Genomic DNA, 26,727 nt, shown 5'->3' on the forward strand with positions numbered 1-26,727 from the left:
GATGAACGATTCAGACGCTTCCAATCCAGATTTCTCCGTCCAACGCCGTCGCGTGCTGCTGGGCATGGGCGCCGCCGGTGTGGCTCTGGCCGGCAGCAGCCTGAGCTGCCCGGCGCTAGCAGCCCAGGGCGGGAAAGCCGCCGCCCAGGTCACGCAAGCACCGAGCAGCGACCAGACCCAGGACCGCCACGACTTCCATGGCCAGCATCAAAGCGGCATCGTCACCCCGCGCCCGGCGGCCGGCATGCTGGTGGCGTTCGACGTGCTGGCCAGCGACCGCGAGGACCTGGAGCGGCTGCTGCGCACCCTCGACCAGCGCATCCGCTTCCTGATGACCGGCGGCCCGGTACCCCAGGTCGACCCGAAACTGCCGCCACTGGACTCGGGCATCCTCGGCCCGGTGGTGACCCCGGACAACCTGACCATCACCGTCTCGGTCGGCGCCTCGCTGTTCGACGAGCGCTTCGGCCTGGCCGCGGCCAAGCCCAAGCGCCTGATACGCATGGTCGGCTTCCCCAACGATGCACTGGAACCCGACTGCTGCCACGGCGACCTGAGCCTGCAGTTCTGCGCCAACACCGCCGACACCAATATCCACGCCCTGCGCGACATCGTGAAAAACCTCCCGGACCTGCTGCTGGTGCGCTGGAAGCAGGAAGGCAGCGTGCCGCCCCAGGCCCCGGCGCGTCCTGGCGAGCCGGCGCAGAGCGCGCGCAACTTCCTGGGTTTTCGCGACGGCTCGGCCAACCCCGACTCCAACGACCGCAAGGCCATGGAGCGGATCGTCTGGGTCCAGCCCGGCAGCGACGAACCGGCCTGGGCCGCTCACGGCAGCTATCAGGCGGTGCGCATCATCCGCAACTTCGTCGAACGCTGGGACCGCACACCCTTGCAGGAACAGCAAAGCATCATCGGCCGGGTCAAGGCCTCGGGCGCGCCCATGGACGGCCAGCAGGAACACCAGGTGCCGGACTACCGCAAGGACCCGCACGGCCAGCTGACCAAGCTCGACGCCCACATCCGCCTGGCCAACCCGCGCACCGCCGAAACCCAGCGCAACCTGATCCTGCGCCGGCCGTTCAACTACTCCAACGGCGTGAACAAGAACGGCCAGCTGGATATGGGCCTGCTGTTCATCTGCTACCAGGCCGACCTGGAGCAAGGCTTCATCGCGGTGCAGACCCGCCTTAACGGCGAGCCCCTGGAGGAATACCTCAAGCCGGTGGGCGGCGGTTATTTCTTCAGCCTGCCCGGCGTCAGCGGCGAGCAGGACTTCCTCGGCCGCGGGCTGCTCGAGGCCACCCAAGCGAAAACCAGCGCCTGACCATCACCCACACTCCTACGGAAACGCCCCATGAAAAAGTCGCCCCTCGCTGTGTTGCTGACCCTTGGCCTGCTGCATGTTCCGCTGTCGGCGGTTGCCGCCACCTCGCCGCTGGAGCTGGTGGGGCCGATTTCCGACTACAAGATCTACGTCACCGAGCAGCTCGACGAGCTGGCCAGCCACACCCAGGCCTTTACCGACGCGGTAAAGAAAGGTGATTTGGCTACGGCTAAAAAACTCTACGCACCGACCCGGGTGTACTACGAGTCGATCGAGCCGATCGCCGAACTGTTCAGCGACCTCGACGCGGCCATCGACTCGCGGGTCGACGACCACGAAAAAGGCGTCGAGGCCGAGGACTTCACCGGCTTCCACCGCATCGAGTATTCCTTGTTCGCGCAGAACTCCACCCAGGGCCTGGACGCCCTGGCCGACCGCCTGAACAAGGACGTCAAGGACCTGCAGGCCCGCGTCGCCGGCCTGACCTTCCCGCCGGAAAAAGTCGTCGGTGGCGCCGCCGCCCTGCTCGAGGAAGTGGCCGCGACCAAGGTCTCCGGCGAGGAAGACCGCTACAGCCACACCGACCTCTACGACTTCCAGGGCAACATCGACGGGGCGAAGAAAATCGTCGACCTGTTCCGTGCGCAGATCGAGCAGCAGGACCCGGCCTTCGTCGCCAAGGTCGACAAGAACTTCGCCACGGTGAACAAGATCCTCGCCAAGTACAAAACCGCCGACGGCGGCTTCGAGACCTACGACAAGGTCAAGGACAACGACCGCAAGGCGCTGGTGGGCCCGGTCAATACCCTGGCCGAAGACCTCTCGACCCTGCGCGGCAAGCTGGGGCTGGACTGATCTCCGGGCCCGATCTTGCGTAGGAGCGAAGCTTGCCCGCGATAAACCCGCCAGGACAACGCGGTGAAATTTGACGACCGCCGCTGCGCGGCTATCGCGAGCAAGCTTCGCTCCTACAGACAAGCGTCCGGCCGGCGTGCCGATGACTCGCCGCATCACCCAGGCTGCTGATCTACCCTCACCTGCGCCGATAACCCTGGGCGGCGGCGCGTTTTAGCGATAACGTCCCGCGCACTCCTGACTTTCATGGAAGATTTTGTATGCCAACTGCCACGGCCCAACCGCCGCAGACCGCCGCGCCGTTCAAACTGCTGCCGCTGATGCTCGCCTACATGGCCTGCACCATGTCGATGATGGCCTTCGTCTCGTTGATCGGCCCGATCGTGCGCGTGCTCGGCCTGGCCACCTGGCAGGCCGGCGCGGCGGTAACCGTCTCCGGGGTGATCTGGATGCTCCTGGCGCGCCCCTGGGGCCAGGCCAGCGACCGCTTCGGGCGCCGTCGGGTGCTGCTGCTCGGCACGGCCGGCTTCACCCTCGCCTACTGGGCGCTGTGCCTGTTCATCGATGTTTCTCTGCACCTGTTGCCGGGCATGTGGCTGGCCTTTATCGGCCTGATGCTCGGGCGCGGCCTGATCGGGGTGTTCTACGCGGCCATCCCGGTGGGCGGCTTTGCCCTGATCGCCGACAACGTCGAACCCGAGCATCGGGCCCGCGCCATGGCCACCCTGGGCGCCGCCAACGCCGTCGGCCTGGTGCTGGGGCCGGCCGTGGCCGCGCTGCTGGCCCGGGTCAGCCTGAGCCTGCCGCTGTACGCCATGGCCGTGCTGCCGCTGGCGGCGTTCCTGGTGCTGCTGTACAAGCTGCCGCGCCAGGAACTGCACCTCAAGCAGGCTCCGCGCTCGGTACGCCTGAGCGACCCACGGCTGCGCCGGCCGATGGCGGTGGCCTTCGTCGCCATGCTCTGTGTGTCCATCGCGCAGATCACCGTGAGCTTCTACGCCCTCGACCGTCTGGGCCTGGACAGCGCCGACGCCGCCCAGGCCGCCGGCATCGCCCTGGCCATGGTCGGCGTGGCGCTGATCTGCTCGCAACTGGTGGTGCGCAAACTCGAATGGCCGCCGCTGCGGATGATCCGCGCCGGCGCGCTGCTGGCCGCCAGCGGTTTTGCCGGCTGCATGCTGGTGGAGAGCGCCTGGGGACTGTGGCTGGGGTTCTTTGTCTCGGCGGCGGGCATGGGCGCGATCTTCCCGTCCTTCTCCGCCCTGGCGGCCAACGCCGTGGACGCCTCCGAACAAGGCGCCACCGCCGGCTCCATCGGCGCGGCCCAGGGGTTCGGCGTGGTCATCGGCCCCCTGGCCGGCTCGCTGATCTACGCCCTCGAACCGCGCCTGCCCTACCTGATTGCCACGCTGTTGCTGCTGTTGGTGGCGGTCTGGCCAGCGGCGAAAAGCCCCAACTGATCCGGCCGCCGATACCCCTGTAGCCGCTGCCGAAGGCTGCGTACGTCCCGAAGGGGCGCAGCGATCTCAAGACCGATGAAGGCCCTGCGGGCCTTGTCGCAGCCTCGCGAGCTCGGCAGCGGCTACAGAATCTGTGCCTGGCTTCGTGTAGCCACTGCCGCAGGCTGCGTACGTCCCGAAGGGGCGCAGCGATCTCAAGACCGATGAAGGCCCTGCGGGCCTTGTCGCAGCCTCGCGAGCTCGGCAGCGGCTACAGAATCTGTGCCTGGCTTCGTGTAGCCACTGCCGCAGGCTGCGAAAAGCCCCAAAGGGCCTTCAGGGCCAGCAAGAACGAACCCATCGTGGATCGTTCGCCGTGGACCTCAGAGGATGCGGTAGAGCAACCGCTCGATACGCACCCGGCTGACCCGGCGTAGGAACTTGCCGACGGCTGCCGGGTAGTCCACCAGGGTTTCCAGGCGCTGGAAGTGCTCGATGCGCCGGGTGTGGCGGAAGATCGTTTCCAGCTCCTGGCGCCGCGGTTCCAGCAACTCGCCCTTGGGGTCGTCGAGCAGCAAGGCGTTTTCCAGGTCGAGGCGGAAGGCCCGCGGGTTGAGGTTGTTGCCGGTAAGCAAGGTGTAGCGCTGGTCCACCCACATGCCCTTGAGGTGGTAGGTGTTGTCGCCGTCGCGCCACAGGTGCAGGTTCAGGCGACCGCTGTCGATGGCCTTCTGATGCCGCTTGGCGAAGCGCCGCAGGCTGATCTCGTAGAGGTACGGCAGCGCGGCGATGACCTTGAACGGCTCGCTCGGCGGAATGTAGAAGTCGTTGGCGGTCTTGTCGCCGACGATGATGTCGATCTTCACCCCGCGCGCCAGGGCGCGGTTGATTTCCCGGGTCACCGCCAGCGGCAGGTTGAAGTACGGCGTGCAGATGGTCAGTTGTTGCTGGGCGCTGGCGATCAGTTCGCAGATGACCCGGCTCAGCGGGTTGTTCTTGCCCACCCCGAGCAGCGGGCTGACCGACAACTGGTCCTTGAGCACCCCGCCGGCACTGGTGTCGTAGGCCGCGTGCTTGAGGCGGCTGCGCAGGTCGCCGATGTCGTTGCGCAGGCTGCGGGTGGTCGGCAGGTTCGGCAGGTCCAGGCGATGCACCGCCCGCGACGCCACCAGGCCATGCTGGACCAGGTGCTGCATGGAGTCGGCCAGCTCGCGGTTGTGCAGCAGGTGGTAGCGGTCGAAGCGGTATTTGTCGAACTTGTGCAGGTACACGTTGTTCAGGCTGGCGCCGCTGTAGATCACGCAATCGTCGATCACGAACCCTTTCAGGTGCAGCACGCCGAACAGCTCGCGGGTCTGCACCGGCACGCCGTACACCGGCACTACGCTTTCGTGGGTGCGGGTCATTTCCTGGTACCAGGCCGAGTTGCCCGGCTGCTTGCCGGCGCCGATCAGCCCGCGCTGGGCGCGCAGCCAGTCGACCACGACCACCACGTCCAGCTCCGGGCGCGCGGCCTTGGCGGCGTGCAAGGCATCGAGAATTTCCTGGCCGGCCTCGTCCTGTTGCAGGTACAGCGCGACGATATAGATGCGCCGGGTGGCCTGGGCGATCTTCTCCAGCAGGCAACGGCGGAATTCGGCGGCGCCATTGAGGATGGACAGGTCATCGGCAGCCAGCGGGAAGCTGCGCAATTTGGGCAGCAGGGAACGTTTGAAAAGCGACGGCATAGGGCTCGCAGAAGGTCGAATCCAAAAGAGCGCAAGAGCTTACACCAAGGTGCCGGTTCGGGTCTTGCGGGGCGCTGTGAAGATTTGTCGCCTGCCCTCTCGCGCCTGCCGCGCAAGCGCGGGTGACGGGATGGGCCGCGACAATGAATCCATCTATCTAAAATAACTTATTGACCAAGGAGAACAATCGTTCTACTGTACGCCACATGAACGAAATCACTAGCAACGACACACGCGACATCATTCTGGATGTCACCGAAAAGTTGATCTATAAAAGTGGCATCGCCGCCACGGGCATGGATCTTCTGGTGAAAACCGCCGGCGTCTCCAGAAAGAGCATCTACCGCTACTTCACCACCAAGGACGAGCTGGTGGTGGCCGCCCTGCAACGCCGCGACCTGCGCTGGATGCACTGGTTTCGCAGCGAAGTGGACAAGGCCCCGACCGCGGCCGCGCGCCTGCTCAACCTGTTCACGGTACTGGGCGGCTGGTTTGCCTCGGAGGACTTTCGCGGCTGCGCCTTCATCAATACCAGCGGCGAGACCGGCGACCCGCAGGACCCGGTACGGGTGGTGGCCAGGGCGCACAAACAGAAACTGTTCGACTACGTGTTCGAGCTCTGCAAGGAACACGCCTCGGAAAAACCCGGCACCGAAGATCCGCAGGAGCAAGCCAGACAGCTGCTGATCCTGATTGACGGCGCCATTACCGTTGCACTTGTGATGGGTGATCGCAGTGCCGCCGATAATGCGCAATGCATGGCGCGAAAGTTATTGGACCTGTAATCGTTTAAAACAAGTTCGACACTGCTGAACCTCAACTTTCATTGGAGACTTTAAATGTCATCTAACGCTGAAGTTCGTCCGCCACTTCCCCCTTTCACCCGCGAATCGGCCATTGAAAAGGTCCGCCTGGCCGAAGACGGTTGGAACTCCCGCGACCCGCAGCGGGTGTCCCTGGCCTACACCCTGGACACCCAATGGCGTAACCGCGCCGAGTTCGCCCACAACCGCGAAGAAGCCAAGGGCTTTTTGACCCGCAAATGGGCCAAGGAGCTGGACTATCGCCTGATCAAGGAACTCTGGGCCTTTACCGACAACCGCATCGCCGTGCGTTATGCCTACGAATGGCACGACGACTCGGGCAACTGGTTCCGTTCCTACGGCAACGAGAACTGGGAATTCGACGAGCACGGCCTGATGTCCAACCGCTACGCCTGCATCAACGACATGCCGATCAAGGAAAGCGAGCGCAAGTTCCACTGGCCGCTGGGCCGGCGCCCGGATGACCATCCGGGGCTATCCGACCTGGGCCTGTAACCCCTTGTAGGAGCGAGCTTGCTCGCGATGCCGGCACTGCGGTCTGTCCGACAGACCGCTATCGCGAGCACGCTGCGCTCCTGCAATTATCCCTCTCAAGCCGCGGCATCCTCGCGCTTCAGCGCCGCCTTGGCTTCCAGCTCGCGCACCAGTGGCAACACACGCTTGCCGAAGTACTCCACCTCTTCCTGGAAATGCAGGAACCCCGCCAGCACCAGGTCCACACCCACCGCCTTCAAGGCGACGATGCGCTCGGCGATCTGCTGCGGCGTGCCGATCAGGTTGGTCTTGAACCCGTCGTTGTACTGCACCAGGTCCTCGAAAGTGGACTTGGCCCAGTTGCCCTCGCCTTCCGGCGAGGCCTTGCCCGCCTGTTTCGCCGCGTCGCCAAAGGCGTTCACCGCTTCCGGATCGGCCTGGTCGATGATCTCGGCCAGCACCGCGCGTGCTTCCTCCTCGGTGTCGCGGGCAATCACGAAGGCATTGACCCCGACCTTCACCGAATGCTTGTTCGCCGCGGCCTTGGCACGGATGTCGTCGACCTGGGCCTTGATGCCTTCCGGCGTGTTGCCGTTGGTGAAATACCAGTCGGAGACGCGTGCCGCCATGTCCCGCGCGGCGCGGGAACTGCCGCCCTGGAACACTTCCGGCTGACCCAGCGGCTTGGGCTTGAGGCTGTAGTTGTCGAAGCGATAGAAGTCGCCACGAAAAGTGAAGTTGTCCTGGCTCCAGATGCCCTTGAGGGAACGGATGAACTCTTCGGAACGCCGATAACGCTCGTCGTGCTCCAGCCAGTGTTCGCCGATGGCCTGGAATTCGCCCTTGAACCAACCGCTGACGATGTTCACCGCGATCCGGCCATTAGTCAGCTGGTCGATGGTCGCCAGTTGCTTGGCCGCCAGCGCCGGCTGCCAGGGGCCGGGCAGGATCGCGGCGATCACCTTGAGCTTGTCGGTGGCGGCCAGCAGCGCATGGCTGAACGCCACGGACTCATGTTGGAACTCGGCGCCGTAACCGGCGGTGAAACGGATCTGGGTCAGGGCGTACTCGAAACCGGCGGCTTCGGCCAGCTGCGCCAGCTTGCGGTTGTAGTCGATGCCCCAGTGGGTGCGCTGCTCGATCTTGCTGACCACCAGCCCGCCGCTGACGTTCGGTACCCAGTAGGCAAATTTGACGGCTTGCTGACTCATTGGCTTGTCCTCGCGACTGAAGTGTTCGAATAACAGTGTCCGGGGAACAGAGCAGCAACCGTGCCAGCCGGAAAACTCCGGGGCCGCGCGCCCCCTGTAGCCGCTGCCGCAGGCTGCGCAAAGGCCCGAAGGGCCTTCCTGCGTCGGCAACGGCAGCTCTGCTGCGCAGCCGATCGCAGCCTGCGGCAGCGGCTACAGGTAGACCGTCGAACCCTGCGTGAACAGGTCGATTTGTTGATGCGCTGTTGGCTGGGCAACAGTTGCCGACCAGCCACCCTGCGCCCGGCCCGCTGATTACGGCCACCCGCCTCCCGGCACGGACCGTGCAATCCCGTCCGCAGAAACCACGTTTTCACTGCCGAGCCAATTTATTGCCGAGAAGGAGCTTTGCCCATGACCGAACACCAGGTAATCAATCCATTGTCCGTAGGCGTCGACTACGAAGCCCTGGCCGGGCGCTTCCGCCCGATCTTCAAGCGGATCGCCGCCGGCGCGGTGGAGCGCGAGCAATCGCGCAGCCTGCCGTACGAGGCGATCGGGTGGCTCAAGGAAGCCAGTTTTGGCGCGGTGCGGGTGCCGGTGGAATACGGCGGCGGCGGCGCCTCCCTGCCGCAGTTGTTCCAGCTGCTGATCGAACTGGCCGAGGCCGACTCCAACGTGCCGCAAGCCTTGCGCGGGCATTTCGCCTTTGCCGAGGACCGCCTCAACGCTGCCCCGGGGCCGGCACGGGACCTGTGGTTCAAGCGTTTCGTCGAGGGCGACATCGTCGGCTGCGCCTGGACCGAGATCGGTAGCGTGGCCATTGGCGAGGTGATCACCCAGGTCTCGCCAGCCGGCGACAAGTGGCGGCTCAACGGCGAGAAGTTCTACAGCACCGGGAGCATTTTCTCCGACTGGATCGATGTCTACGCCCGGCGCAGCGACACCGGTGGCGACGTGATCGCCGCGGTGCGCACCCGCCAACCGGGCATCGTGCAGAGCGACGACTGGGACGGCTTCGGCCAGCGCACCACGGGCAGCGGCACCTCGCGCTTTGTCGATGCCGAAGTGGAGGCCGAGAACCTTATCGACTTCGCCACCCGTTTCAAATACCAGACTGCCTTCTACCAGTTGGTGCTGCTGGCGACACTGGCGGGCGTCGGCCGCGCCGCGGTGCGCGATGTAGTCCACGAGGTGCGCGCGCGCAAGCGCATCTACAGCCACGGCAACGCGCCCCGGGTCAGCGAGGACGCCCAGGTGCAGCAGGTGGTCGGAGAAATCTCGGCCCTGGTGTATGCCGCCGAGGCCAGCGCGGTGCGCGCGGCGGAACCGGCGCAGCAGGCCTACCTGGCACGTTTTGCCGGGAACGACGAGGCGGAGCGGGCAGCCAATGTCGCGGCGGAAATCCAGTCGGCCACGGCCCAGGTGGTGGTCAGCGAGCTGATCCAGCGCGCCACCAGCGAACTGTTCAATGCCCTGGGCGCTTCGGATATCCGCCAGGGCAAGGCCCTCGACCGCCACTGGCGCAACGCCCGTACCCTGTCGTCGCACAACCCGGTGATCTACAAGGCGCGCATCGTCGGCGATTGGCTGATCAATGGCAGCGAACCGCCGTTCGTGTGGCAGATCGGCAGCGGGCCGGAGCGCAAACAGGCCTGAGGGGCTGGGAAGACTGAGGGATCTTTCGCGAGCAAGTTCGCTCCTACAGGAGTCAGGCCATTCTGTAGGCGCGAGCTTGCTCGCGATAAGGCTCTGGCACGGTCGCAGGCATCCGAGCTTACGGGTAAGATAGCGACCTTTCGCGCAGCTCTTCTGCGCCCCGCCGAAATAAGTCGATCCCATGCCTTTCGAACTCAGCGTAGATTTGACCACCCTCGCCATTCTGGCCCTCGTCGCCTTCATTGCCGGCTTTATCGATGCCATTGCCGGCGGCGGCGGCCTGCTCACCACCCCGGCGCTGCTCACCGCCGGCCTGCCGCCGCACCTGGTGCTGGGCACCAACAAGCTGAGTTCGACCTTCGGCTCGGCCACCGCCAGCTTCACCTTCTACCGGCGCAAGCTGTTCCACCCGCGGCAATGGACCCACGCCATCGTCGGCACCCTGGTGGGCGCGTTGACCGGTGCGGTGGTGGCCCATTACCTGCCGGCCGAGTGGCTGAACAAGATGCTGCCGGTGATCGTCTTCGCCTGCGGCGTGTACCTGCTGTTCGGCGGCACGCCGAAAGCGCCGCTGGACAGTGAAGCGCCGATCAAGAAAAAGTGGCAATCGACCCAGGGCTTCAGCCTCGGTTTCTACGACGGCGTGGCCGGCCCCGGCACGGGCGCCTTCTGGACCGTCAGCAGCCTGCTGCTCTACCCCATCGACCTGGTCAAGGCCAGCGGCGTGGCGCGCAGCATGAACTTCGTCAGCAACGCGGCAGCGCTGTCGATCTTCATTTTCTCCGGCCAGGTGGATTGGGCCATCGGCCTGAGCATGGGCCTGTCGCTGATGGTCGGCGCCTTCTTCGGCGCCCGTACCGCGATCAGCGGCGGCGCGAAATTCATTCGCCCGGTGTTCATCACCGTGGTCCTGGGCCTGACCGTGCGCCTGGCCTGGCAGCACTGGTTCAGCGCCGTTTGACCCACTGAAACGACAGCGGGCGAACCCAATGGATTCGCCCGCGCTGTTTGTTTCCAGCTTCTTCCAGCTTGCTTCCAGCCGGGGCTCAACTCGGCAATACAGGCTCCGCCAAGCCCAGGCGCCGCGCCACATACAGATCGATCAGGTAACGGGCAATCGAGCGTGACGCCGGCAGCGGCGGCAACGCATGCACGTTGAACCACTGCGCATCCTCGATCTCGTCTTCTTGCGGCACGATCTCGCCGCCGGCGTACTCGGCATGGAAACCCAGCATCATCGAATGCGGGAACGGCCAGCACTGGCTGCCGATGTACTGGATATTCTTGACCTCGATCTGCACCTCTTCGCGCACCTCGCGCACCAGGCAATCCTCGGCCGATTCGCCCGGTTCGGCGAACCCGGCCAGGGTGCTGTAGACCCCGGGGACGAAACGCGGCGAGCGCGCCAGCAACACCTCGTCGCCGCGAGTGATCAGCACGATCATGCTCGGCGAAATCCGCGGGTAGCTGCGCAGGTCGCAGGGCTCGCAGTACATCGCCCGCTCGCGCATCACCTGGGTCATGGGCTGGCCGCAGTTGCCGCAGAAGCGGTGCTCGCGGGCCCAGGTGCCGATCTGCGCGGCATAGCCCAGGACCTTGTACAGGGTGTGATCGCCGTCGAGCATGAACGCCCGCAGGCCTTTCCAGTTGCAGCCCGGCACCTCGGAAACGCTCTTGAGCTCCAGCAGGTAGACCGGCTCGCCATCCAGATGGCCGATGCCGTGCTCGGCGAGGATCGGCAGGTCCTGGCGCTTGAGCCATTCGCGGGGGAACAGCGCGCCGTTGTCGTCGAACAGAAAGCCCTGCGGGCCGCGGGCCACGGCCCAGCCGCCGGGAAGGTCGATATCCAGTACTGCGGTGGTCCAGCGTGAAGTCATGTTCAATCAGTCCAGAAATTCAGGTTTCTGTTTGCTCATATGGGCGGCCATGGCCACGCGCAGGTCGGTGGATTGCAGCATGGCGGCGTTCCAGGTAGCGATGTATTCCAGGCCGTCGTCGATACGATGGTCGCGCATGTAGCCGATCATTTCCTTGGTACCGCTGACGGCGATCGGCGACTTGCTGGCGATTTCCCAGGCAATGCTCATCACGCCGTCGAGCAGGCTTTCGCTGTCGGCGTAGGTGCGATTGACCAGGCCGATGCTGCGCGCCTCCTCGGCGCCGAAGGTGCGCCCAGTGTAAGCCAGTTCGCGCAGCATGCCGTCACCGATGATACGCGGCAAACGTTGCAACGTGCCGACATCGGCGGCCATGCCGATATCGATTTCCTTGATCGAGAATTGCGCGTCCGCGGCGGCGTAGCGCATGTCGCAGGCGGCGATCAGGTCGATGGCGCCGCCCAGGCAGTAGCCCTGAATCGCCGCCAGCACCGGCTTGCGGCAGTTGTCGACGGCATTGAAGGACGCCTGCAACTGCAGGATCTTGCGCCGCAGCAGGCGCGCGTTGCGCCCGACGTCCTTGCCCAGTTCGTTGGCCACGCCGGCCAGCATCATCAGGTCGATGCCCGAGGAAAAGTGCTTGCCGGCGCCGCTCAGCACCACCACGCGGACCGCGTCGGTGTCGTCGATCCAGCGGAAGATCTCGATGATCTCGCTCCAGAACGCGGCGTTCATCGAGTTGATCTTTTCCGGCCGGTTGATCTGCACATGGGCGATGTTGTCAGCAAGTTCGACGCGAAAGGCTTGATATTCGGACATGGCAGCAATCCTTAGCGGAGAAAAAATGAGGCCCGAACTATAGCAAGGGCCCATGCCGTGCAGTAAGGCAGCGCATCGGCCAAAACCGGGACTGCTCTCTCCTGCAAAAGCAATCAGGGGATTTTGTGGGCCCAGAACGCCGCGGTTTCGTAAGGCACGCTGACCACGCATTTATCCCGCAGCTCCGGTTCTTCGGCGATCAAGGCGGCGATCTGCCGGTCGACCTCCGCCCTCTGCGCATCCGGCAAGGCCGCAATAAAGCTGGTGGAGCGCACCCGATCGAAAATCACGTTCTGCGGCGCGCCGCTGTGGCTGTTGCGAAAGTGCTGCTCCTGCAAAGGCGTGAAACTCGGATGGGGAAAGGCCTGGCGCCAGGCCCCGGTGTAATAGCGCGGGGTGTCACCTTGCAGGGTGTTGACGATCCGGTCCAGGCGCTGCACCCACGGCACCCGCGCATCGCGCAGGTTCCACACCAGGCCCAGGCGGCCGCCCGGCTTGAGCACCCGGGCGATTTCGCTCAACGCCTCATGGCTGGCGAACCAGTGAAAGGCCTGGGCGCAGACCACGGCGTCCACCGATTCGTCGGCCAGCGCAATAGAAGTGGCGGTGCCGCCCAGGGCTTCGGCCTGGGGATAGCGGGCGGCGAGCCTGGCGCGCATCTGCGCCACCGGCTCCACGGCGATCACCCGTGCCCCGGTGGCCAGCAGGCGCCCGGTGAACTTGCCGGTGCCGGCGCCGAGATCGACCGCCACCTGGCCGGCCTGCAAGCCCAGGCAGGTGCGCAGCCACTGATCCAGCGCCGGCGGGTAGTCCGGGCGGCCCCGCACGTAGGTGTCGGCCGCGCCCTTGTAGCCGTCGGCGGCAGCGTGATGGATCGCAGGTTGCGGGTCTTTCATCGGTCGGCTCCAGATCATTGCCCAGTGTTGCCCAGCATAGCCCCGCCCAGGCGACTGACGGCATGAAAAATCTGTCAGTCTGGGCTGCGCGGCCAGGGCGATGGACCTTTAATGGGGGGACCGCTATCCCCATGGAGACCGCGCGATGAACATCCCTGCCCTCGTCTTCGGCGCCCCGCTGCTGCTCGCCGGCGGCCTGCTGACGACCTTGCTGGCGGTCGCCGCCAACTGCCCGGACGGCCAGGTCTGGGACAGCAAGAACCAGCGCTGCGTCAGCCAGCGCACCACCCGGCTACCGGACGCCGCCCGTACCGACCAGGCCAGTGGCCTGCTCCCCCATGACCGCTACGAAGAAGCCATCGCCGCTGGCGGCAAGACCCGAGGTCAGTCGATTCCCACGCCCTGACCGATGGAACGGCGCCATGGAACCGGCACGCTATGCTCTGGGAGAATGGATTCATTGCTCAACCCAGGGAGCTTGCACATGCCTACTGCCAAAACCGCCAGCCGTCGCTCACGCAAGGCGCTGCTGGTGATCGACGTACAGAACGACTTCATCCCCGGTGGCGCGCTGGCCGTGCCCGGAGGCGAGCAGATCGTGCCCTTGATCAATCGCCTGGGCGGCCACTTCAAGCAGGTGGTGATCGCCCAGGACTGGCACCCGGCCGGGCATATCTCGTTCGCCTCCAGCCACGACGGCCACGCGCCGAACGACATCATCCAATTGCCCGATGGTCCGCAGGTGCTCTGGCCGGACCATTGCGTGCAGGCCAGCCGTGGCGCCGAGCTGCACCCCAAGCTCAACCTGCCCCACGCCCAGTTGATCCTGCGCAAGGGCTGCAATCCGGATATCGACAGTTACTCGGCCTTCGTCGAGGCGGACCGCAGCACCACGACCGGCCTGGCCGGCTACCTGAGCCAGCGCGGCATCGACACGGTGTATCTGGTGGGGCTGGCCCTGGACTATTGCGTGGCCTGGTCGGCGCTGGACGCGCGGGCGGCGGGGTTCAATACCTTCGTGATAGTCGATGCCTGCCGGGCCATCGACATGGACGGCTCGCTGGACAAGGCCACCCGCCAGATGCGCGCGGCGGGGGTGAACCTGATCAAGGCCAGCGAACTGCAGCCGACCGCCTTGTGCTGATGCAACACCTTCCCTAACGCCGGTTTGCCGGGCATTCCCCGTCGCCGGAGGTGCCCGGCAAGGCTCAGACCGGTGTCGGCAGCCACAGGCGGAAACGCGCACCGCCCAGCGGCGAGGCTTCGACGGTCAGGGTCCCGCCCTGGGCTTCCAGGGCCCGGCGGCTGATGGCCAGGCCGAGGCCGAAGCCACCGGTGGCGCGATCGCGGCTGCGGTCCAGGCGGTAGAAGGGTTCGAACACCCGCTCGCGCTCGTCGTCGGGAATGCCGATGCCATCGTCGTCGACCCAGATTTCACAGCCGCGCTCGCTGACGTGCACCCCCACCTGGATACGCTTTTCGCAATAGCGCGTGGCATTGCGCAGCAGGTTCTGGATCGCCCGGGCGGTCAGCCGCGGGTCGAGGCTGAAGCGTTCCAGGCTGCCGTGCAGCAGCACATCGATGACGATGTCCGGGGATTCCAGTTCGTCGTCGACGCTGCCGAGGATGCTGTCGATAAACTCGTCCAGCGACACCTCCACCTGTTCCGGCAACTGCGCCGGGTTCTGCAAGCGGCTGTAGGACAGCAGCTCGAGCACCAGTTCGTCCAGCTCGCGAATATGCGCCACCAGCCCTTGCAGGCGCTCGCGACTGGTCGCCGGCAGGTCGTCGGAGAGCGCCAGCGCCAGGCCGAAGTCGAGCCGGGTCAAGGGTGTGCGCAGCTCGTGGGACACCGCATTGAGCAGGTCGCGTTGCTGGTTCAGCAGGTTCTCGATGTCGCCGGCCATGGTGTCGAAGACATTGGCCAGGCTGCCGATATTGGAGCTCGAGGGGATCTGCGTGCGCTCGCTCAAATGGCCCTTGCCGAAGCGCTCGGCGGCGTGCTTCAGACGCTCCAGGTCACGCCAGTGCGGCCGCAGCCAGAGCAACAGGCAGGCGAGCATGGTCGCGCCGATCAGCACGTTGATGCTCCAGTACAGCAGGCTGACGTCGATCGGGTCCGGCGGCACCACCATCTGCACCGCCATCTGTTCGTCCAGCGGCGCCACCGCGAGGGTGCGCCAGCCCCAGTCGCCGACCCGCACCACGTTCTCGCCGCGTTGCAGGCGTTCGCGCTCGTACAGGGTGAAATCGGCATCGTCGTTGCGGGTCAGGACGATGTGCAGCGGCTGGAACTCCTGGTCCATTTCCGCGGCCAGGGCCGGCCACTGCTCTGAGGGCAGGCCGCGAAACTGTTTGACGATCAGGGTCTGCAGGCCCCGGGAGTAATCCAGGTTGTAAGTGACAAAACGCTCGTGGAAGACCTTCACCACCAGCTCCGGTACCAGGTAGATCGCCGCGCTGAACGAGACGATGGTCACCAGGTACAGGCGAATCAGGATTCTCAGCATCGATTCAGCATTCCCATTCGGAACGGCTGAACAGGTAACCCTTGCCCCACACGGTCTTGATCTTGCGCGCCTCGCCGGCGTGGTCGTCGAACTTGCGCCGCAGCTTGGAGATCGCCACGTCCACCGAGCGGTCGGTGCCGTTGAACTCGATGCCCCGCAAGCGTTGCAGAATCTGGTCGCGGCTCAGCACCTCGCCGGCATGGCGGGCCAGCACCACCAGCAGGTTGTATTCGCCGCTGGACAGCTCCACCAGCTGGTCGCGCCAGCTCACGGTACGCTCCGACAGGTCGATGCACAGGTTGCCCATGAGGATCCGGTCGCTGGCGGTCTGCGGCTCGCCGAGACTGCTGCGGCGCAACAGGGTGCGCACTCGCGCCAACAGTACGCGCGGCTCGCAAGGCTTTGTCACATAATCGTCGGCGCCCATTTCCAGACCCAGCACCTGATCATGGCTATCATCACGGGCGGTCAGCATCAGGATCGGCAGCGACGCCGAATCGGCCCGCAGCAGGCGGCAGACCTGCAGGCCGTCCAGGCCGGGCAGCATCAGGTCGAGAATCACCAGGTCCGGCGGATTGACCCGCGCCCGTTCGCGCACCTGGTCGCCGCGGCTGATGACATTGACCTGATAGCCGTTGCGCTCCAGGTAACTGGCGATCAGTTCGGAGAGCGCGGAGTCGTCTTCGACCAGAAGGATGTTGGGCATGGGGATTGAAGTCTTTGAGTGAATAAAAACACAGCGACAACGTTCCTTAGAGTGTTCCCTGGGAAGCCGTCGCCCGATCAGCGAGGCACAAAGGATATACAACCTCGCACGCGCCCGAGCATTCGTTTCACACTTTTTCACACAGCACCTACACAGCTTCACAGCGGTCCTGGCGGCATGCCCTTAGCATGCCGCAGTCATCATTGGGGTATCAGCATGTCGAAAAACCTGTTTGCGCCGTTCTGCCTGTTGTTGCTGGCAGCCGCGCTGAGCGCTTGCGACCGGGCCTCCACCGCCGAAGAGCAGGCGCCGTTGGCCAAGGTCCGGATCGAAACCGTCGAGACTCGCCCGTTGTCGATCAGCAGCGAACTGAGCGGGCGCATCGCCGCGCCGCGTATCGCCGAGGTGCGTGCACGGGTGGCCGGGGTGGTGCTGCAACGGACCTTCCGCGAAGGCACCGACGTCAAGCAGGGCGACGTGCTGTTTCGCATCGATCCGGCGCCGTTCAAGGCCGACCTCGACAGCGCCCTGGCCAGCCTGCGCAAGGCCGAGGCCAACGCCTTCCAGGCTCGCTTGCAGGAGCAGCGCTACGCCCAGTTGATCGAAGACCAGGCCATCAGCGCCCAGGAATACGACAACGCCCGGGCCAATGCGCGCCAGACCGCCGCCGACGTAGCCGCCAACCAGGCAGCCGTGCAGCGCGCCCGGCTGAACCTCGGCTACGCCACCGTCACCGCGCCGATTTCCGGGCGCGTCGGCCGCGCCCTGGTCACCGAAGGCGCGCTGGTGGGCCAGAACGAGACCACGCCGCTGGCGCTGATCCAGCAGTTGGACCCGATCCACGCCGACCTCACCCAGTCGACCCGCGAGCTCAACGACCTGCGCCGCGCCTTCCGCGCCGGCCAGTTGCAGCAGGTCGGCCAGGACCAGGCCAAGGCCACGCTGATCCAGGACGACGGCAGCCTCTACCCGCTGCCGGGCAAGCTGCTGTTCGCCGACCTCAGCGTCGACCCGAGCACCGGCCAGATCATCCTGCGCAGCGAGTTCCCCAACCCGGACCTCGACCTGCTGCCCGGCAGCTTCATTCGCGTGCGCCTGGAGCAGGCGGTGAACCGCCAGGGCATCAGCGTGCCGCAGCGGGCCATCCAGCGCGACAGCGCCGGCATCGCCCAGGTGCTGCTGGTGGATGCCGAGCAGCGGGTGGTGCAGCGTCCGGTGCAACTGGGCGCCGTGCAACAGGACCGCTGGATCGTCAGCGAAGGCCTCAAGGCCGGCGACCGTATCGTCGTCGAGGGCCTGCAGCACGCCCGTCCGGGCGAAAAGGTGCAGATCGACGACAGCCCTCTTCCCCTTGCCCAGACCACTGGACAGTAGGTAGGAACCCTCATGCCGCAATTCTTTATCGACCGTCCGGTGTTCGCCTGGGTGGTCGCCCTGTTTATCCTGCTGGCCGGCGCCCTCTCCATCCCGCAGTTGCCGGTGGCGCAGTACCCCAACGTCGCCCCGCCGAGCATCGAGATCTACGCCGTGTACCCGGGCGCCTCGGCGCAGACCGTGGACGAAAGCGTGGTCAGCCTGATCGAGGAAGAGCTCAACGGCGCCGACCACCTGCTGTACTTCTCGTCCCAGAGCAGCCTGGGCAGCGCCACCATCACCGCCACCTTCCAACCGGGCACCAACCCGGAAATGGCCCAGGTCGACGTGCAGAACCGCCTCAAGGTAGTGGAGCCGCGCCTGCCGCAAGCGGTGACCCAGCAGGGCCTGCAGGTGGAAAAGGTCTCGGCCGGCTTCCTGCTGCTGATCACCCTCACCTCCAGCGACGGCAAGCTCGACGACACCGCGCTCAGCGATTACCTGGCGCGCAACGTGATGAACGAGATCCGCCGCCTGGACGGGGTCGGCAAGGCCCAGCTGTACGGCGCCGAGCGCGCCATGCGGGTATGGATCGACCCGCAGAAGCTGATCGGCTTCAACCTGACCCCGGCCGACGTCAACGCGGCGATCGTCGCGCAGAACGCCCAGGTCTCGGCCGGCAGCATCGGCGACCTGCCGAGCCACTCGAGCCAGGAAATCACCGCCACGGTATTGGTCAAGGGCCAGTTGTCGACCCCGCAAGAGTTCGCCGACATTGTCCTGCGGGCCAATCCGGACGGCTCCACCGTGCGCATCGGCGACGTCGCCCGGGTGGAAGTCGGCAGCCAGGAATACCAGTTCTCCACCCGCCTCAACGGCAAGCCTTCCACCGCGGTCGGCGTGCAGCTGTCGCCGGGGGCCAACGCCCTGAGCACCGCGACCCTGATCCGGGCGAAGATGGACGAGCTGTCGCGCTACTTCCCGGCCGGCGTGGAATACAAGATCCCCTACGACACCTCGCCCTTCGTCAAGGTCTCGATCACCAAGGTGGTCTACACCCTGGGCGAAGCCATGTTGCTGGTGTTCGCGGTGATGTTCCTGTTCCTGCAGAACATCCGTTACACCCTGATCCCGACCCTGGTGGTGCCCGTGGCACTGATGGGCACCTTCGCCACCATGCTGGCGCTGGGTTTCTCGATCAACGTGCTGACCATGTTCGGCATGGTCCTGGCCATCGGCATCCTGGTGGACGACGCCATTGTGGTGGTGGAGAACGTCGAACGGATCATGGCCAGCGAGGGCCTGTCGCCCCGGGAGGCGACGCGCAAGGCGATGCAGCAGATCACCGGCGCCATCGTCGGTATCACCCTGGTGCTGGTGGCGGTGTTCCTGCCGATGGCCTTCATGCCGGGTTCGGTGGGCGTCATCTACCAGCAGTTCTCGCTGTCGATGGCCACCTCGATCCTGTTCTCGGCCTTCCTCGCCCTGACCCTGACCCCGGCCCTGTGCGCCACCCTGCTCAAGCCGATCGCCAAGGGCGAGCACCATGAAAAAGGCGGCTTCTTCGGCTGGTTCAACCGGCGCTTCGAAAACCTCAGCGACGGCTACCAGCGCTGGGTCGCCTACGCGCTGAAACGCTGCGGTCGCTACCTGCTGGTGTACGGCGTGCTGCTGGTGGCCCTGGGGCTGCTGTTCAGCCGCCTGCCCTCTTCGTTCCTGCCGGTGGAAGACCAGGGCTACACCATCACCGACATCCAGCTGCCACCGGGCGCGAGCAAGAACCGCACGATCCAGGTGGTGGAACAGATCGAGGCGCACAACGCCAGCGAACCGGGGGTCGGCGACAGCACGGTGATTCTCGGCTTCAGCTTCTCCGGCAGCGGGCAGAACGCCGCGCTGACCTTCACCACCCTCAAGGACTGGGCGCAGCGCGGCAGCGACGACTCGGCGCAATCCATCGCCGATCGGGCCAACGCCGCCTTCAGCGAAATCAAGGACGCGGTGTCCTACGCCGTGCTGCCACCGCCGGTGGACGGCCTGGGCACCTCCAGCGGCTTCGAGTTCCGCCTGCAGGACCGCGGCGGCCTCGGCCATGCCGCGCTGATGCAGGCCCGCACCGACTTGCTGGCCGCCGCGGAAAAGAGCCCGATCCTCGCCAATGTGCGCGAAAGCGCCCTGGCCGAGGCGCCGCAGGTGCACCTGGAAGTCGACCGCAAGCAGGCCAATGCCCTGGGCGTGTCCTTCGCCGACATCGGCAATGTGCTGTCCACCGCGGTCGGCTCCAGCTACATCAACGACTTCCCCAACCAGGGGCGGATGCAGCGAGTGGTGGTCCAGGCCGAGGGCGATCGACGCAGCCAGGTGGAAGACCTGCTGAAGATCAACGTGCGCAACAACCTCGGCAAGATGGTGCCGCTGTCGGCCTTTGCCCAGGCGCGCTGGACCCAGGGCCCGACCCAGTTGACCCGCTACAACGGCTACCCGGCCATCAGCATTTCCGGCGAGCCGAGCGCGGGCCACAGCACCGGCGAGGCCATGGCGGAAATCGAGCGCCTGGTCAGCCAGCTGCCCACCGGCCTGGGCCAGGAATGGACCGGCCTGTCGCTGCAGGAACGCCTGTCCGGCAGCCAGGCGCCGCTGTTGCTCGGGCTGTCGCTGCTGATCGTGTTCCTGTGCCTGGCGGCGCTGTACGAGAGCTGGTCGATTCCCACCTCGGTGCTGCTGGTGGTGCCCCTGGGCGTGCTCGGCGCGGTGCTGGCGGTGACCCTGCGCGGCATGCCCAACGACGTGTTCTTCAAGGTCGGGCTGATCACCATCATCGGCCTGTCGGCGAAAAACGCGATCCTGATCATCGAGTTCGCCAAGAGCCTGTACGACGAAGGCCACGACCTGGTGGACGCCACGGTGCAGGCCGCGCGCCTGCGCCTGCGGCCGATCGTCATGACCTCGCTGGCCTTCATCCTCGGCGTGGTGCCTCTGGCCATCGCCAGCGGCGCCAGTTCGGCCAGCCAGCAGGCCATCGGCACCGGGGTGATCGGCGGCATGATCACCGCGACCCTGGCGGTGGTATTCGTGCCGGTGTTCTTCGTGGTGGTGATGAGGCTGGTCAGGCGCAACGGCAAAAAAGCGGTGAGCGTCACGGCGCCAGGAGCGGCCGAATAGTCATGCGGCGGCGGGTCTTCAGCGTATCGCGTGATCGCTGAAGGCTTATCGAGCGATCGTTGAAGGCTTATCAAGTCATCGATAAAGACTCATCGCGAGCAAGCTTCGCTCCTCCACAAGAGCCATGTAACCGCAGAGGCCACCGCCCCTGCGGCGACGGCATGCTAAGGTTTGCGGCAAATCCGCCACTGCGAGCCGCCATGTCCCTTCTTGTACGTACCCACCCTCGCCTGACCATCGGCGCCCTTATCGGCCTGGCCGCAGGCGTCCTGGTGCCGGCCGACACCCTGATCAGCAAGATTCTCATCGGCTGGAACGCCGGGGTCTGGAGCTACCTGGCGCTGATGTGCTGGCTCACCGCGCGGTCCAAGGCCGACGATGTGAAACGCATTGCCGAGGTCGAGGACGAAAACGCCGGGCTGGTGTTGTTCATGGTCTGCATCGCGGCCATCGCCAGCCTCGCCGCCATCACCCTCTCGCTGTCCGGCAGCAAGGACCTGGAAACCGGCCGGCGCCTGCTGCACTACGCCTTTACCGGCCTCACGGTGATCGGCTCCTGGCTGCTGATCGGGGTGATCTTCAGCGTGCACTACGCCCGCCTCTACTACACCTGGGGCGGCAAGGACCCGGCGCTGCGCTTTCCCGAAGGCCTGACCACCCCCAATTACTGGGACTTCCTGTACTTCTCCTTCACCATCGGCGTGGCGGTGCAGACTTCCGACGTCGGCGTCGCCACCCGCGAGTTGCGCAAGATCGTCCTGGCCCAGTCGCTGATCGGTTTTCTGTTCAACACCGCGATCCTCGGGTTTTCCATCAACATCGCCGCCGGACTGTTCGGTTGAAGCCGCACAAATCTTCTAGACCCGCCCTGGCCGGCGGGTGCTAACTGTCACGCTCGCCCTTGCCACGGACACTTCATGAACGCGCACAACTGGATCGATCTGGCCCAGGACGCCGACACCGGCATCGAAACCCTGCGCGCCCATTTCACCGGCCATGCCTACGACCCTCACTGGCACGACAGCTACCTGGTGGGCGTGACCGAAGAAGGCGTGCAGCAATTCCACTGCCGGCGCGAGCGTTTCCACAGCACCCCGGGCAAGGTGTTCCTGCTCGAGCCCGGGGAAATCCACGACGGCGATGCCCCCACCGAAAGCGGCTTCACCTACCGCATGCTGTACCTCGACCCGCACTGGCTGGAGCGTGAACTGAGCGCGCTGTTCGAAGAGGCGCCGGCCGACAGCCAGCTGAGTTTCGCCACCACCCTGGCCAGCGACCAGCGCCTGGCCCTGGCCACCAGCAATGCCTTCCAGAGCCTGCACCACGGCGAGCTGCGCATCGTCCGCCAGAGCGCCATGGACCAGTTGCTCGACCAGCTCACCGGCCACCTGCACTGGCGCAAGCGCTACCACGCAGACCCGCGCCTGCCCCTGGTGGCGCACAAGGCCCGGGATTATCTGCATGCCCACGCCCAGCAGGACATCAGCCTGGACGAGCTGGGCGCGGTCTGCGGCGTCGATCGCTTCCGCCTGACCCGCGCCTTCAAGGCCGCCTATGGCCTGCCGCCCCACGCCTACCTGCAATTGCGCCTGGCCAAGGCCCGGCGCCTGCTGGCCCGCGGCGAACAGCCGGCCGAGGTGGCCATGGCCCTGGGGTTCGCCGACCAGAGCCATATGGGCCGCTGGTTCGTCCGCGCCTATGGCCTGACCCCGGCGGCCTACCGCAAGCGCTGCTCAAACCTTCCAGACGCCTGAACCCGCACCGGCGAAGATCGCCTCCCTCGATCTTCACTGGAGCCTGCCCACGATGTTCTCCTTCTTGCCTTCCCTGCCTAGCCTGCTGCCCTTCCTGCTGTTCGCCTTCGTCGCCTCGATCACCCCGGGGCCGACCAATATCCTGGTGCTGAGCAACAGCGCCCGCTACGGCTTCAAGGCCGCGCTGCCGATCGTTCTCGGCGCCTGCCTGGCCGCCGCCGGCATAGTCGTGCTGGTGGGCAGCGGCCTCGGCCGCACGCTGATGGAAGTGCCCGGCCTGCCGAGCGCCATGCGCTGGGCCGGGGTGATCTGGTTGAGCTACCTGGCCTGGCAGATCTTCCGTGCCCCGGCCGCGTCCCTCGACCCACAAGCGGACACCCACCACCGGCGCCTGGGCCTGCTCGGCGCCGCCAGCCTGCAACTGGTCAACCCGAAAACCTGGATGATGGCCCTGGCCGTGATCAGTGTGTTCGCCGGCAACGGCAGCGAACGCCAGGACCAGGTGTTGTACCTGTCGCTGGTGTTTTTCCTGGTGTCCCTGCCCTGCCTGGGCGCCTGGGCGCTGCTCGGCGCCGGCTCCGCCCGGCTGCTGCGTTCGCCGCTGGCCCTGCAGCGTTTCAACCAGGGCATGGCGCTGTTGCTGCTGGTCTCGGCCTGGGCGAGCCTGTGGGCCTGAAGAGGTCGGGCGCAGCGGCCGGGTCGCCCCAGTGCAAGAGCCGGTCGCCTCAGGGCGCTTTCATAACGATCAGGGTTACCTACAGTGGTGGGCACGGCGCAACAAGACGCCGCCTCTGACAATAACAACCTGCCGGACGAGCCCCTGTGATGAAAACCCTGTTCAAGCCTTGTCTCCCGCTGCTCTGCGGCGCCCTGCTCCTGAGTGCCAATGCCTGGGCCAGCGAGCCCGCTTCCTGCAAGACCGTGCGCATGGGCGTGGTCAACTGGACCGACGTCATCGCCACCAGCGGCATGGCCGACGTGCTGCTGACCGGCCTCGGTTACGACAGCAAACAGACCAGCGCCGTGCAGCAGATCATCTTCGCCGGCATCCGCGACAAGCGCCTGGACATCTTCCTCGGCTACTGGCAACCGGCGATGGACAAGAACATCGCGCCGTTTCTCGAGGCCGGGCAGGTCAAGGTCCTGGACCAGCCGAGCCTGGCCGACGCCCAGGCCACCCTCGCCGTGCCGGATTATGTCGCCGCCGCGGGCCTGAAGACCTTCGCCGACATCGCCCGTTTCAAGGAGCAACTGGGCGGCAAGATTTATGGCATCGAGCCCGGCAGCGGCGCCAACACCACCCTCAAGACGATGATCGATAGCGACCGCTTCGGCCTCAAGGGCTTCAAGCTGGTGGAGTCCGGCGAGGCCGGCATGCTCGCGGCGGTGCAACGGGCGATCAACCGCAAGGAGTTCGTGGTCTTCGTCGGCTGGACCCCGCACCCGATGAACATCAACATGCGGATCGCCTACCTGACCGGCAGCGAAGACGTCTACGGCCCCAACGAAGGCGCGGCCAGGGTATCTACCGTCACCGCGCCGGACTACGCCGAGCGTTGCCCCAACGTCCAGCGCCTGCTGCAGAACCTGACCTTCAGCGCGGCCCAGGAAAGCCAGCTGATGGTGCCGATCATGGAACGCAGGACGCCCCAGGACGTGGCGCGGCAATGGCTGCGCGAGCACCCCGAAGACCTGCAACGCTGGCTGGCCGGGGTCAGCAGCTTCGAGGGCAAGGACGGCGTGGCGGCGGTGCAGGCCAGCCTGAAATAGTGGCGTCCTGCCGGTCTCATCGCGAGCCAGCTCGCGATGGCCCTCTTCCAGACAACGGACACTCCCGCCCATGCGCCACTACCCGCTCTCTCGCCAACTCGCCGCCTTCGTCGAGCGCACCCTGAGCTTCACCAGCCCCGACAACAGTCCCCAGGGCCTGCGCGACAACTACAGCCGCATGTGCCGCGCCTTCACCCCGCCCCGCCCCGAGGGCCTGCGGGTCAGCGAATTGCAACTGGCCGGGGTACCGGCGCGCGCCTATTGCCCCGCCCGCCCGATGCCCGCGGACGGCTGGCCTTGCCTCTTGTACCTGCACGGTGGTGGCTGGGTGGTGGGCGACCTGGATTCCCACGACTTCATCACCGCCTACCTGGCGGCGCAGTTGCAGGTGCTGGTGATTGCCGTGGATTACCGCCTGGCGCCCGAACATCCGTTTCCCGCCGCCTTCGACGATTGCCTGGCGGCCTGGCGCGCCTTGCAGGCCGGCGCCAGCCCCTTTGCCCTGGATGCCCGGCGGCAACTGGTGATCGGCGACAGCGCCGGCGGCAACCTCGCTGCGGCCTTGTGCCTGGCCCTGCGCGATGCCGGCGAACAGCTGCCCGCCGCCCAGGTGCTGCTGTACCCCGGCCTCGGTGGCGCCGCCGACCTGCCCTCGCGCAGCCAGTGCGCCGACGCGCCGCTGCTCGGCAGCAACGACCTGGACACCTACCAGGCCCTGTACCTGCCCGGCCCGGAACGGCATTCGCCCTATGCCCGGCCCTTGCTGGCCACGGATTTCAGTGGCCTGCCCGCTGCCTTTATCGCCCTGGCGCAGTTCGACCCGCTGCGCGACGACGGCGCGCTGTATCACCAGCGGCTGCTGGCCGCCGGCGGCAACAGCCAGCTGTACCCGGGCCTCGGCCTGGTGCACGGCTGCCTGCGCGCCCGGGGCCTGGCGCCGGAGGTGGATGCGCTGTATGGCGCCCTGCTCGACTACCTGCGGACCTGCCTCGAATAAATAGTCTTTCTTCAGCGAAACCGCGTGGCCCTTATTACGGGCAAGCCGGATCGCCGCCCGCTCGCCTCTACAGACAACTCGCAACCCCATAGGAGCGAGGCTTGCCCGCGATCACCTGCAACGCCGGTGCCAGACACCTCCTCTGCCAAAGAAGACCGCCCGCGATCGACTGCATGACATTTTTTTCATGCCGCTGGCGCTGATCGCGCTTGACGGCGAAAGCGCTTTGTTGTTTCCTGAAACCGGTTTCAGCGATGCGGCAGAACGTCGCACCTGGAGCGGATACACCCCATAACAAGAACGCTAAAGACAGGTCGCCGCCCGTGAACAGTTTTTCCGCCGCCCAGCGCAGCCGCGTCACCATGCTCGATGTCGCCGAACGCGCCGGGGTCTCCAAGGCCAGCGTGTCGCGCTTTATCGGCGAAGACCGCGCCCTGCTCTCCGATGCCATCGCCCTGCGCATCGAACAGGCAATAGCCGAGCTGGGCTACCGCCCGAACCAGATGGCCCGTGGCCTGAAACGCGGGCGCACGCGCCTGATCGGCATGCTGGTGGCCGATATCCGCAACCCCTATTCGATTGCCGTGATGCATGGCGTGGAAACCGCCTGCCGCCAGCACGGCTACAGCCTGGTGGTGTGCAACACCGACCGCGACGACGAGCAGGAGCGCCAGCACCTGGCCAACCTGCGCTCGTACAACATCGAAGGCCTGATCGTGAACACCCTGGGCCATCATCTGGACGAACTGCGCGAACTGCATCGGGAAATGCCCATGGTCCTGGTGGACCGCAAGGTCGAGCAGCTGCACAGCGACCTGGTCGGCCTGGACAACCCGCAAGCCGTGCGCAGCGCCATCGAACACCTGCAAGAACGCGGCTACCGCGACCTGCTGCTGGTCAGCGAACCCCATGACGGCACCAGCTCGCGGATCGAGCGCAGCAACAGTTTCAAGGCGCAGATCGAGCAACGCCCGGCGTTGCAAGGCGCGGCGGTGGAAACCGGCGCCGCGCTGAACCAGCAGCTGCAACAGTTCCTCGCCGCCCCCGGCCCTGGCCCGAAAGCGCTGTTCTGTGCCAACGGCGTCGCCGCCCTGGCCGCGACCCGAGCCTTGCGCGAGCTGGGCTGCCTGCTGTTCGACGAGATCGGCCTGATCGCCCTCGACGACCTCGACTGGTACCCGCTGGTGGGCAGCGGCATCACCGCCCTCGCCCAACCCACCGAACGCATCGGCGCCAGCGCCTTCGAGTGCCTGCTCAAGCGTTTGCGCGGCGATGTCGAGCCGCTGCGGGTGCTGGACTTCCCGGCCGTGCTGATCGTCCGCGGTTCCACCCGACAACGAGGCCCCCTGTAACCACTGATCGACTGGGGAATCGTGCTGCCGGTGTAGCCG

24 protein-coding genes are annotated in these 26,727 nt (G+C 66.0%); 17 read left to right on the forward strand and 7 right to left on the reverse strand.

Features of this window, described 5'->3' with window-relative positions; all coding sequences use genetic code 11:
- The first annotated feature begins 1 nt into the window (after position 1).
- From efeB to BMY68_RS08355, 3 genes are all read left to right on the forward strand, one after another.
- A complete protein-coding gene (gene efeB, locus BMY68_RS08345; RefSeq protein WP_085530673.1) occupies positions 2-1,324 on the forward strand; it encodes an iron uptake transporter deferrochelatase/peroxidase subunit in 1,323 nt (440 codons plus the stop codon).
- Positions 1,325-1,354: 30 nt separating this feature from the next.
- Positions 1,355-2,179: an iron uptake system protein EfeO gene (efeO, locus tag BMY68_RS08350; protein WP_085530672.1), complete on the forward strand. Its 825-nt coding sequence runs from the start codon at positions 1,355-1,357 to the stop codon at positions 2,177-2,179.
- A 260-nt stretch (positions 2,180-2,439) separates the two neighbouring features.
- Positions 2,440-3,639, forward strand: coding sequence for an MFS transporter (locus BMY68_RS08355; RefSeq protein WP_085530671.1), 1,200 nt, complete (start codon positions 2,440-2,442; stop codon positions 3,637-3,639).
- A gap of 362 nt (positions 3,640-4,001) precedes the next feature.
- On the opposite strand, the gene pssA is transcribed toward BMY68_RS08355, so the two are convergent.
- Positions 4,002-5,345 (reverse strand): CDP-diacylglycerol--serine O-phosphatidyltransferase, encoded by a 1,344-nt coding sequence (pssA, locus tag BMY68_RS08360; protein WP_007932925.1) that lies wholly within the window; start codon positions 5,343-5,345, stop codon positions 4,002-4,004.
- A gap of 206 nt (positions 5,346-5,551) precedes the next feature.
- Between pssA and BMY68_RS08365 the strand changes: the two genes are divergently transcribed.
- Together BMY68_RS08365 and BMY68_RS08370 are read left to right on the forward strand one after the other, a co-directional pair.
- Positions 5,552-6,130 (forward strand): TetR/AcrR family transcriptional regulator, encoded by a 579-nt coding sequence (locus BMY68_RS08365; RefSeq protein ID WP_009044156.1) that lies wholly within the window; start codon positions 5,552-5,554, stop codon positions 6,128-6,130.
- A 54-nt stretch (positions 6,131-6,184) separates the two neighbouring features.
- On the forward strand, positions 6,185-6,664 hold the full coding sequence (locus BMY68_RS08370; RefSeq protein ID WP_007932923.1) for a nuclear transport factor 2 family protein: 480 nt from the start codon (positions 6,185-6,187) through the stop codon (positions 6,662-6,664).
- A gap of 95 nt (positions 6,665-6,759) precedes the next feature.
- Here the strand turns inward: BMY68_RS08370 and sfnG are convergent, their stop codons facing one another.
- Entirely contained in the window at positions 6,760-7,854 is a 1,095-nt protein-coding gene (sfnG, locus tag BMY68_RS08375; protein ID WP_062826051.1) for a dimethylsulfone monooxygenase SfnG, read from the reverse strand.
- Positions 7,855-8,247: 393 nt separating this feature from the next.
- Between sfnG and BMY68_RS08380 the strand changes: the two genes are divergently transcribed.
- Both BMY68_RS08380 and BMY68_RS08385 read left to right on the forward strand, forming a co-directional pair.
- Complete coding sequence (locus BMY68_RS08380) at positions 8,248-9,492, forward strand: acyl-CoA dehydrogenase family protein (RefSeq protein WP_085530670.1); 1,245 nt, start codon at positions 8,248-8,250, stop codon at positions 9,490-9,492.
- A gap of 181 nt (positions 9,493-9,673) precedes the next feature.
- A complete protein-coding gene (locus BMY68_RS08385) occupies positions 9,674-10,453 on the forward strand; it encodes a TSUP family transporter (RefSeq protein WP_009044159.1) in 780 nt (259 codons plus the stop codon).
- A gap of 85 nt (positions 10,454-10,538) precedes the next feature.
- On the opposite strand, the gene nudC is transcribed toward BMY68_RS08385, so the two are convergent.
- The 3 genes from nudC to BMY68_RS08400 form a co-directional block, all read right to left on the reverse strand.
- Positions 10,539-11,369, reverse strand: coding sequence for an NAD(+) diphosphatase (gene nudC / locus BMY68_RS08390; RefSeq protein ID WP_009044160.1), 831 nt, complete (start codon positions 11,367-11,369; stop codon positions 10,539-10,541).
- 6 nt (positions 11,370-11,375) lie between these two features.
- Complete coding sequence (locus BMY68_RS08395; protein WP_009044161.1) at positions 11,376-12,188, reverse strand: crotonase/enoyl-CoA hydratase family protein; 813 nt, start codon at positions 12,186-12,188, stop codon at positions 11,376-11,378.
- 113 nt (positions 12,189-12,301) lie between these two features.
- The gene (locus BMY68_RS08400; RefSeq protein ID WP_085530669.1) at positions 12,302-13,084 is read right to left on the reverse strand and encodes a class I SAM-dependent methyltransferase; all 783 of its coding nucleotides are present in this window, start codon (positions 13,082-13,084) and stop codon (positions 12,302-12,304) included.
- 145 nt (positions 13,085-13,229) lie between these two features.
- On the opposite strand from BMY68_RS08400, the gene BMY68_RS08405 reads away from it, so the two are divergent.
- Positions 13,230-13,490: a hypothetical protein gene (locus BMY68_RS08405; protein ID WP_085530668.1), complete on the forward strand. Its 261-nt coding sequence runs from the start codon at positions 13,230-13,232 to the stop codon at positions 13,488-13,490.
- Between the two features lie 78 nt (positions 13,491-13,568).
- Entirely contained in the window at positions 13,569-14,228 is a 660-nt protein-coding gene (gene pncA / locus BMY68_RS08410) for a bifunctional nicotinamidase/pyrazinamidase (RefSeq protein WP_085530667.1), read from the forward strand.
- A gap of 64 nt (positions 14,229-14,292) precedes the next feature.
- On the opposite strand, the gene BMY68_RS08415 is transcribed toward pncA, so the two are convergent.
- Positions 14,293-15,594, reverse strand: coding sequence for an ATP-binding protein (locus BMY68_RS08415; protein ID WP_085530666.1), 1,302 nt, complete (start codon positions 15,592-15,594; stop codon positions 14,293-14,295).
- Positions 15,595-15,598: 4 nt separating this feature from the next.
- A complete protein-coding gene (locus BMY68_RS08420; RefSeq protein WP_009044166.1) occupies positions 15,599-16,300 on the reverse strand; it encodes a response regulator in 702 nt (233 codons plus the stop codon).
- A gap of 216 nt (positions 16,301-16,516) precedes the next feature.
- On the opposite strand from BMY68_RS08420, the gene BMY68_RS08425 reads away from it, so the two are divergent.
- From BMY68_RS08425 to BMY68_RS08460, 8 genes are all read left to right on the forward strand, one after another.
- Positions 16,517-17,674, forward strand: coding sequence for an efflux RND transporter periplasmic adaptor subunit (locus BMY68_RS08425; protein ID WP_009044167.1), 1,158 nt, complete (start codon positions 16,517-16,519; stop codon positions 17,672-17,674).
- Between the two features lie 12 nt (positions 17,675-17,686).
- Positions 17,687-20,815, forward strand: coding sequence for an efflux RND transporter permease subunit (locus tag BMY68_RS08430; protein ID WP_085530665.1), 3,129 nt, complete (start codon positions 17,687-17,689; stop codon positions 20,813-20,815).
- Positions 20,816-21,015: 200 nt separating this feature from the next.
- Positions 21,016-21,657, forward strand: coding sequence for a DUF1345 domain-containing protein (locus tag BMY68_RS08435; protein WP_009044169.1), 642 nt, complete (start codon positions 21,016-21,018; stop codon positions 21,655-21,657).
- A 75-nt stretch (positions 21,658-21,732) separates the two neighbouring features.
- Entirely contained in the window at positions 21,733-22,569 is an 837-nt protein-coding gene (locus BMY68_RS08440; protein ID WP_085530664.1) for an AraC family transcriptional regulator, read from the forward strand.
- Positions 22,570-22,621: 52 nt separating this feature from the next.
- Entirely contained in the window at positions 22,622-23,245 is a 624-nt protein-coding gene (locus BMY68_RS08445) for a LysE family translocator (protein ID WP_062826060.1), read from the forward strand.
- A gap of 149 nt (positions 23,246-23,394) precedes the next feature.
- Complete coding sequence (locus BMY68_RS08450; protein WP_085530663.1) at positions 23,395-24,339, forward strand: choline ABC transporter substrate-binding protein; 945 nt, start codon at positions 23,395-23,397, stop codon at positions 24,337-24,339.
- 70 nt (positions 24,340-24,409) lie between these two features.
- The gene (locus BMY68_RS08455; protein WP_085530662.1) at positions 24,410-25,336 is read left to right on the forward strand and encodes an alpha/beta hydrolase; all 927 of its coding nucleotides are present in this window, start codon (positions 24,410-24,412) and stop codon (positions 25,334-25,336) included.
- 323 nt (positions 25,337-25,659) lie between these two features.
- On the forward strand, positions 25,660-26,688 hold the full coding sequence (locus tag BMY68_RS08460; protein ID WP_085530661.1) for a LacI family DNA-binding transcriptional regulator: 1,029 nt from the start codon (positions 25,660-25,662) through the stop codon (positions 26,686-26,688).
- Positions 26,689-26,727: the final 39 nt, after the last annotated feature.

It is taken from the genome of Pseudomonas sp. NFACC41-3 (assembly GCF_900109505.1).
GTDB classification, from domain to species: domain Bacteria; phylum Pseudomonadota; class Gammaproteobacteria; order Pseudomonadales; family Pseudomonadaceae; genus Aquipseudomonas; species Aquipseudomonas chlororaphis.

What these genes read in the sequence shown, in the direction of transcription:
- efeB (WP_085530673.1), top strand. Translation starts at nt 2, where the DNA reads ATGAACGATTCAGACGCTTCCAATCCAGATTTCTCCGTCCAACGCCGT.
- efeO (WP_085530672.1), top strand. Translation starts at nt 1,355, where the DNA reads ATGAAAAAGTCGCCCCTCGCTGTGTTGCTGACCCTTGGCCTGCTGCAT.
- BMY68_RS08355 (WP_085530671.1), top strand. Translation starts at nt 2,440, where the DNA reads ATGCCAACTGCCACGGCCCAACCGCCGCAGACCGCCGCGCCGTTCAAA.
- pssA (WP_007932925.1), bottom strand. Translation starts at nt 5,345, where the DNA reads ATGCCGTCGCTTTTCAAACGTTCCCTGCTGCCCAAATTGCGCAGCTTC.
- BMY68_RS08365 (WP_009044156.1), top strand. Translation starts at nt 5,552, where the DNA reads ATGAACGAAATCACTAGCAACGACACACGCGACATCATTCTGGATGTC.
- BMY68_RS08370 (WP_007932923.1), top strand. Translation starts at nt 6,185, where the DNA reads ATGTCATCTAACGCTGAAGTTCGTCCGCCACTTCCCCCTTTCACCCGC.
- sfnG (WP_062826051.1), bottom strand. Translation starts at nt 7,854, where the DNA reads ATGAGTCAGCAAGCCGTCAAATTTGCCTACTGGGTACCGAACGTCAGC.
- BMY68_RS08380 (WP_085530670.1), top strand. Translation starts at nt 8,248, where the DNA reads ATGACCGAACACCAGGTAATCAATCCATTGTCCGTAGGCGTCGACTAC.
- BMY68_RS08385 (WP_009044159.1), top strand. Translation starts at nt 9,674, where the DNA reads ATGCCTTTCGAACTCAGCGTAGATTTGACCACCCTCGCCATTCTGGCC.
- nudC (WP_009044160.1), bottom strand. Translation starts at nt 11,369, where the DNA reads ATGACTTCACGCTGGACCACCGCAGTACTGGATATCGACCTTCCCGGC.
- BMY68_RS08395 (WP_009044161.1), bottom strand. Translation starts at nt 12,188, where the DNA reads ATGTCCGAATATCAAGCCTTTCGCGTCGAACTTGCTGACAACATCGCC.
- BMY68_RS08400 (WP_085530669.1), bottom strand. Translation starts at nt 13,084, where the DNA reads ATGAAAGACCCGCAACCTGCGATCCATCACGCTGCCGCCGACGGCTAC.
- BMY68_RS08405 (WP_085530668.1), top strand. Translation starts at nt 13,230, where the DNA reads ATGAACATCCCTGCCCTCGTCTTCGGCGCCCCGCTGCTGCTCGCCGGC.
- pncA (WP_085530667.1), top strand. Translation starts at nt 13,569, where the DNA reads ATGCCTACTGCCAAAACCGCCAGCCGTCGCTCACGCAAGGCGCTGCTG.
- BMY68_RS08415 (WP_085530666.1), bottom strand. Translation starts at nt 15,594, where the DNA reads ATGCTGAGAATCCTGATTCGCCTGTACCTGGTGACCATCGTCTCGTTC.
- BMY68_RS08420 (WP_009044166.1), bottom strand. Translation starts at nt 16,300, where the DNA reads ATGCCCAACATCCTTCTGGTCGAAGACGACTCCGCGCTCTCCGAACTG.
- BMY68_RS08425 (WP_009044167.1), top strand. Translation starts at nt 16,517, where the DNA reads ATGTCGAAAAACCTGTTTGCGCCGTTCTGCCTGTTGTTGCTGGCAGCC.
- BMY68_RS08430 (WP_085530665.1), top strand. Translation starts at nt 17,687, where the DNA reads ATGCCGCAATTCTTTATCGACCGTCCGGTGTTCGCCTGGGTGGTCGCC.
- BMY68_RS08435 (WP_009044169.1), top strand. Translation starts at nt 21,016, where the DNA reads ATGTCCCTTCTTGTACGTACCCACCCTCGCCTGACCATCGGCGCCCTT.
- BMY68_RS08440 (WP_085530664.1), top strand. Translation starts at nt 21,733, where the DNA reads ATGAACGCGCACAACTGGATCGATCTGGCCCAGGACGCCGACACCGGC.
- BMY68_RS08445 (WP_062826060.1), top strand. Translation starts at nt 22,622, where the DNA reads ATGTTCTCCTTCTTGCCTTCCCTGCCTAGCCTGCTGCCCTTCCTGCTG.
- BMY68_RS08450 (WP_085530663.1), top strand. Translation starts at nt 23,395, where the DNA reads ATGAAAACCCTGTTCAAGCCTTGTCTCCCGCTGCTCTGCGGCGCCCTG.
- BMY68_RS08455 (WP_085530662.1), top strand. Translation starts at nt 24,410, where the DNA reads ATGCGCCACTACCCGCTCTCTCGCCAACTCGCCGCCTTCGTCGAGCGC.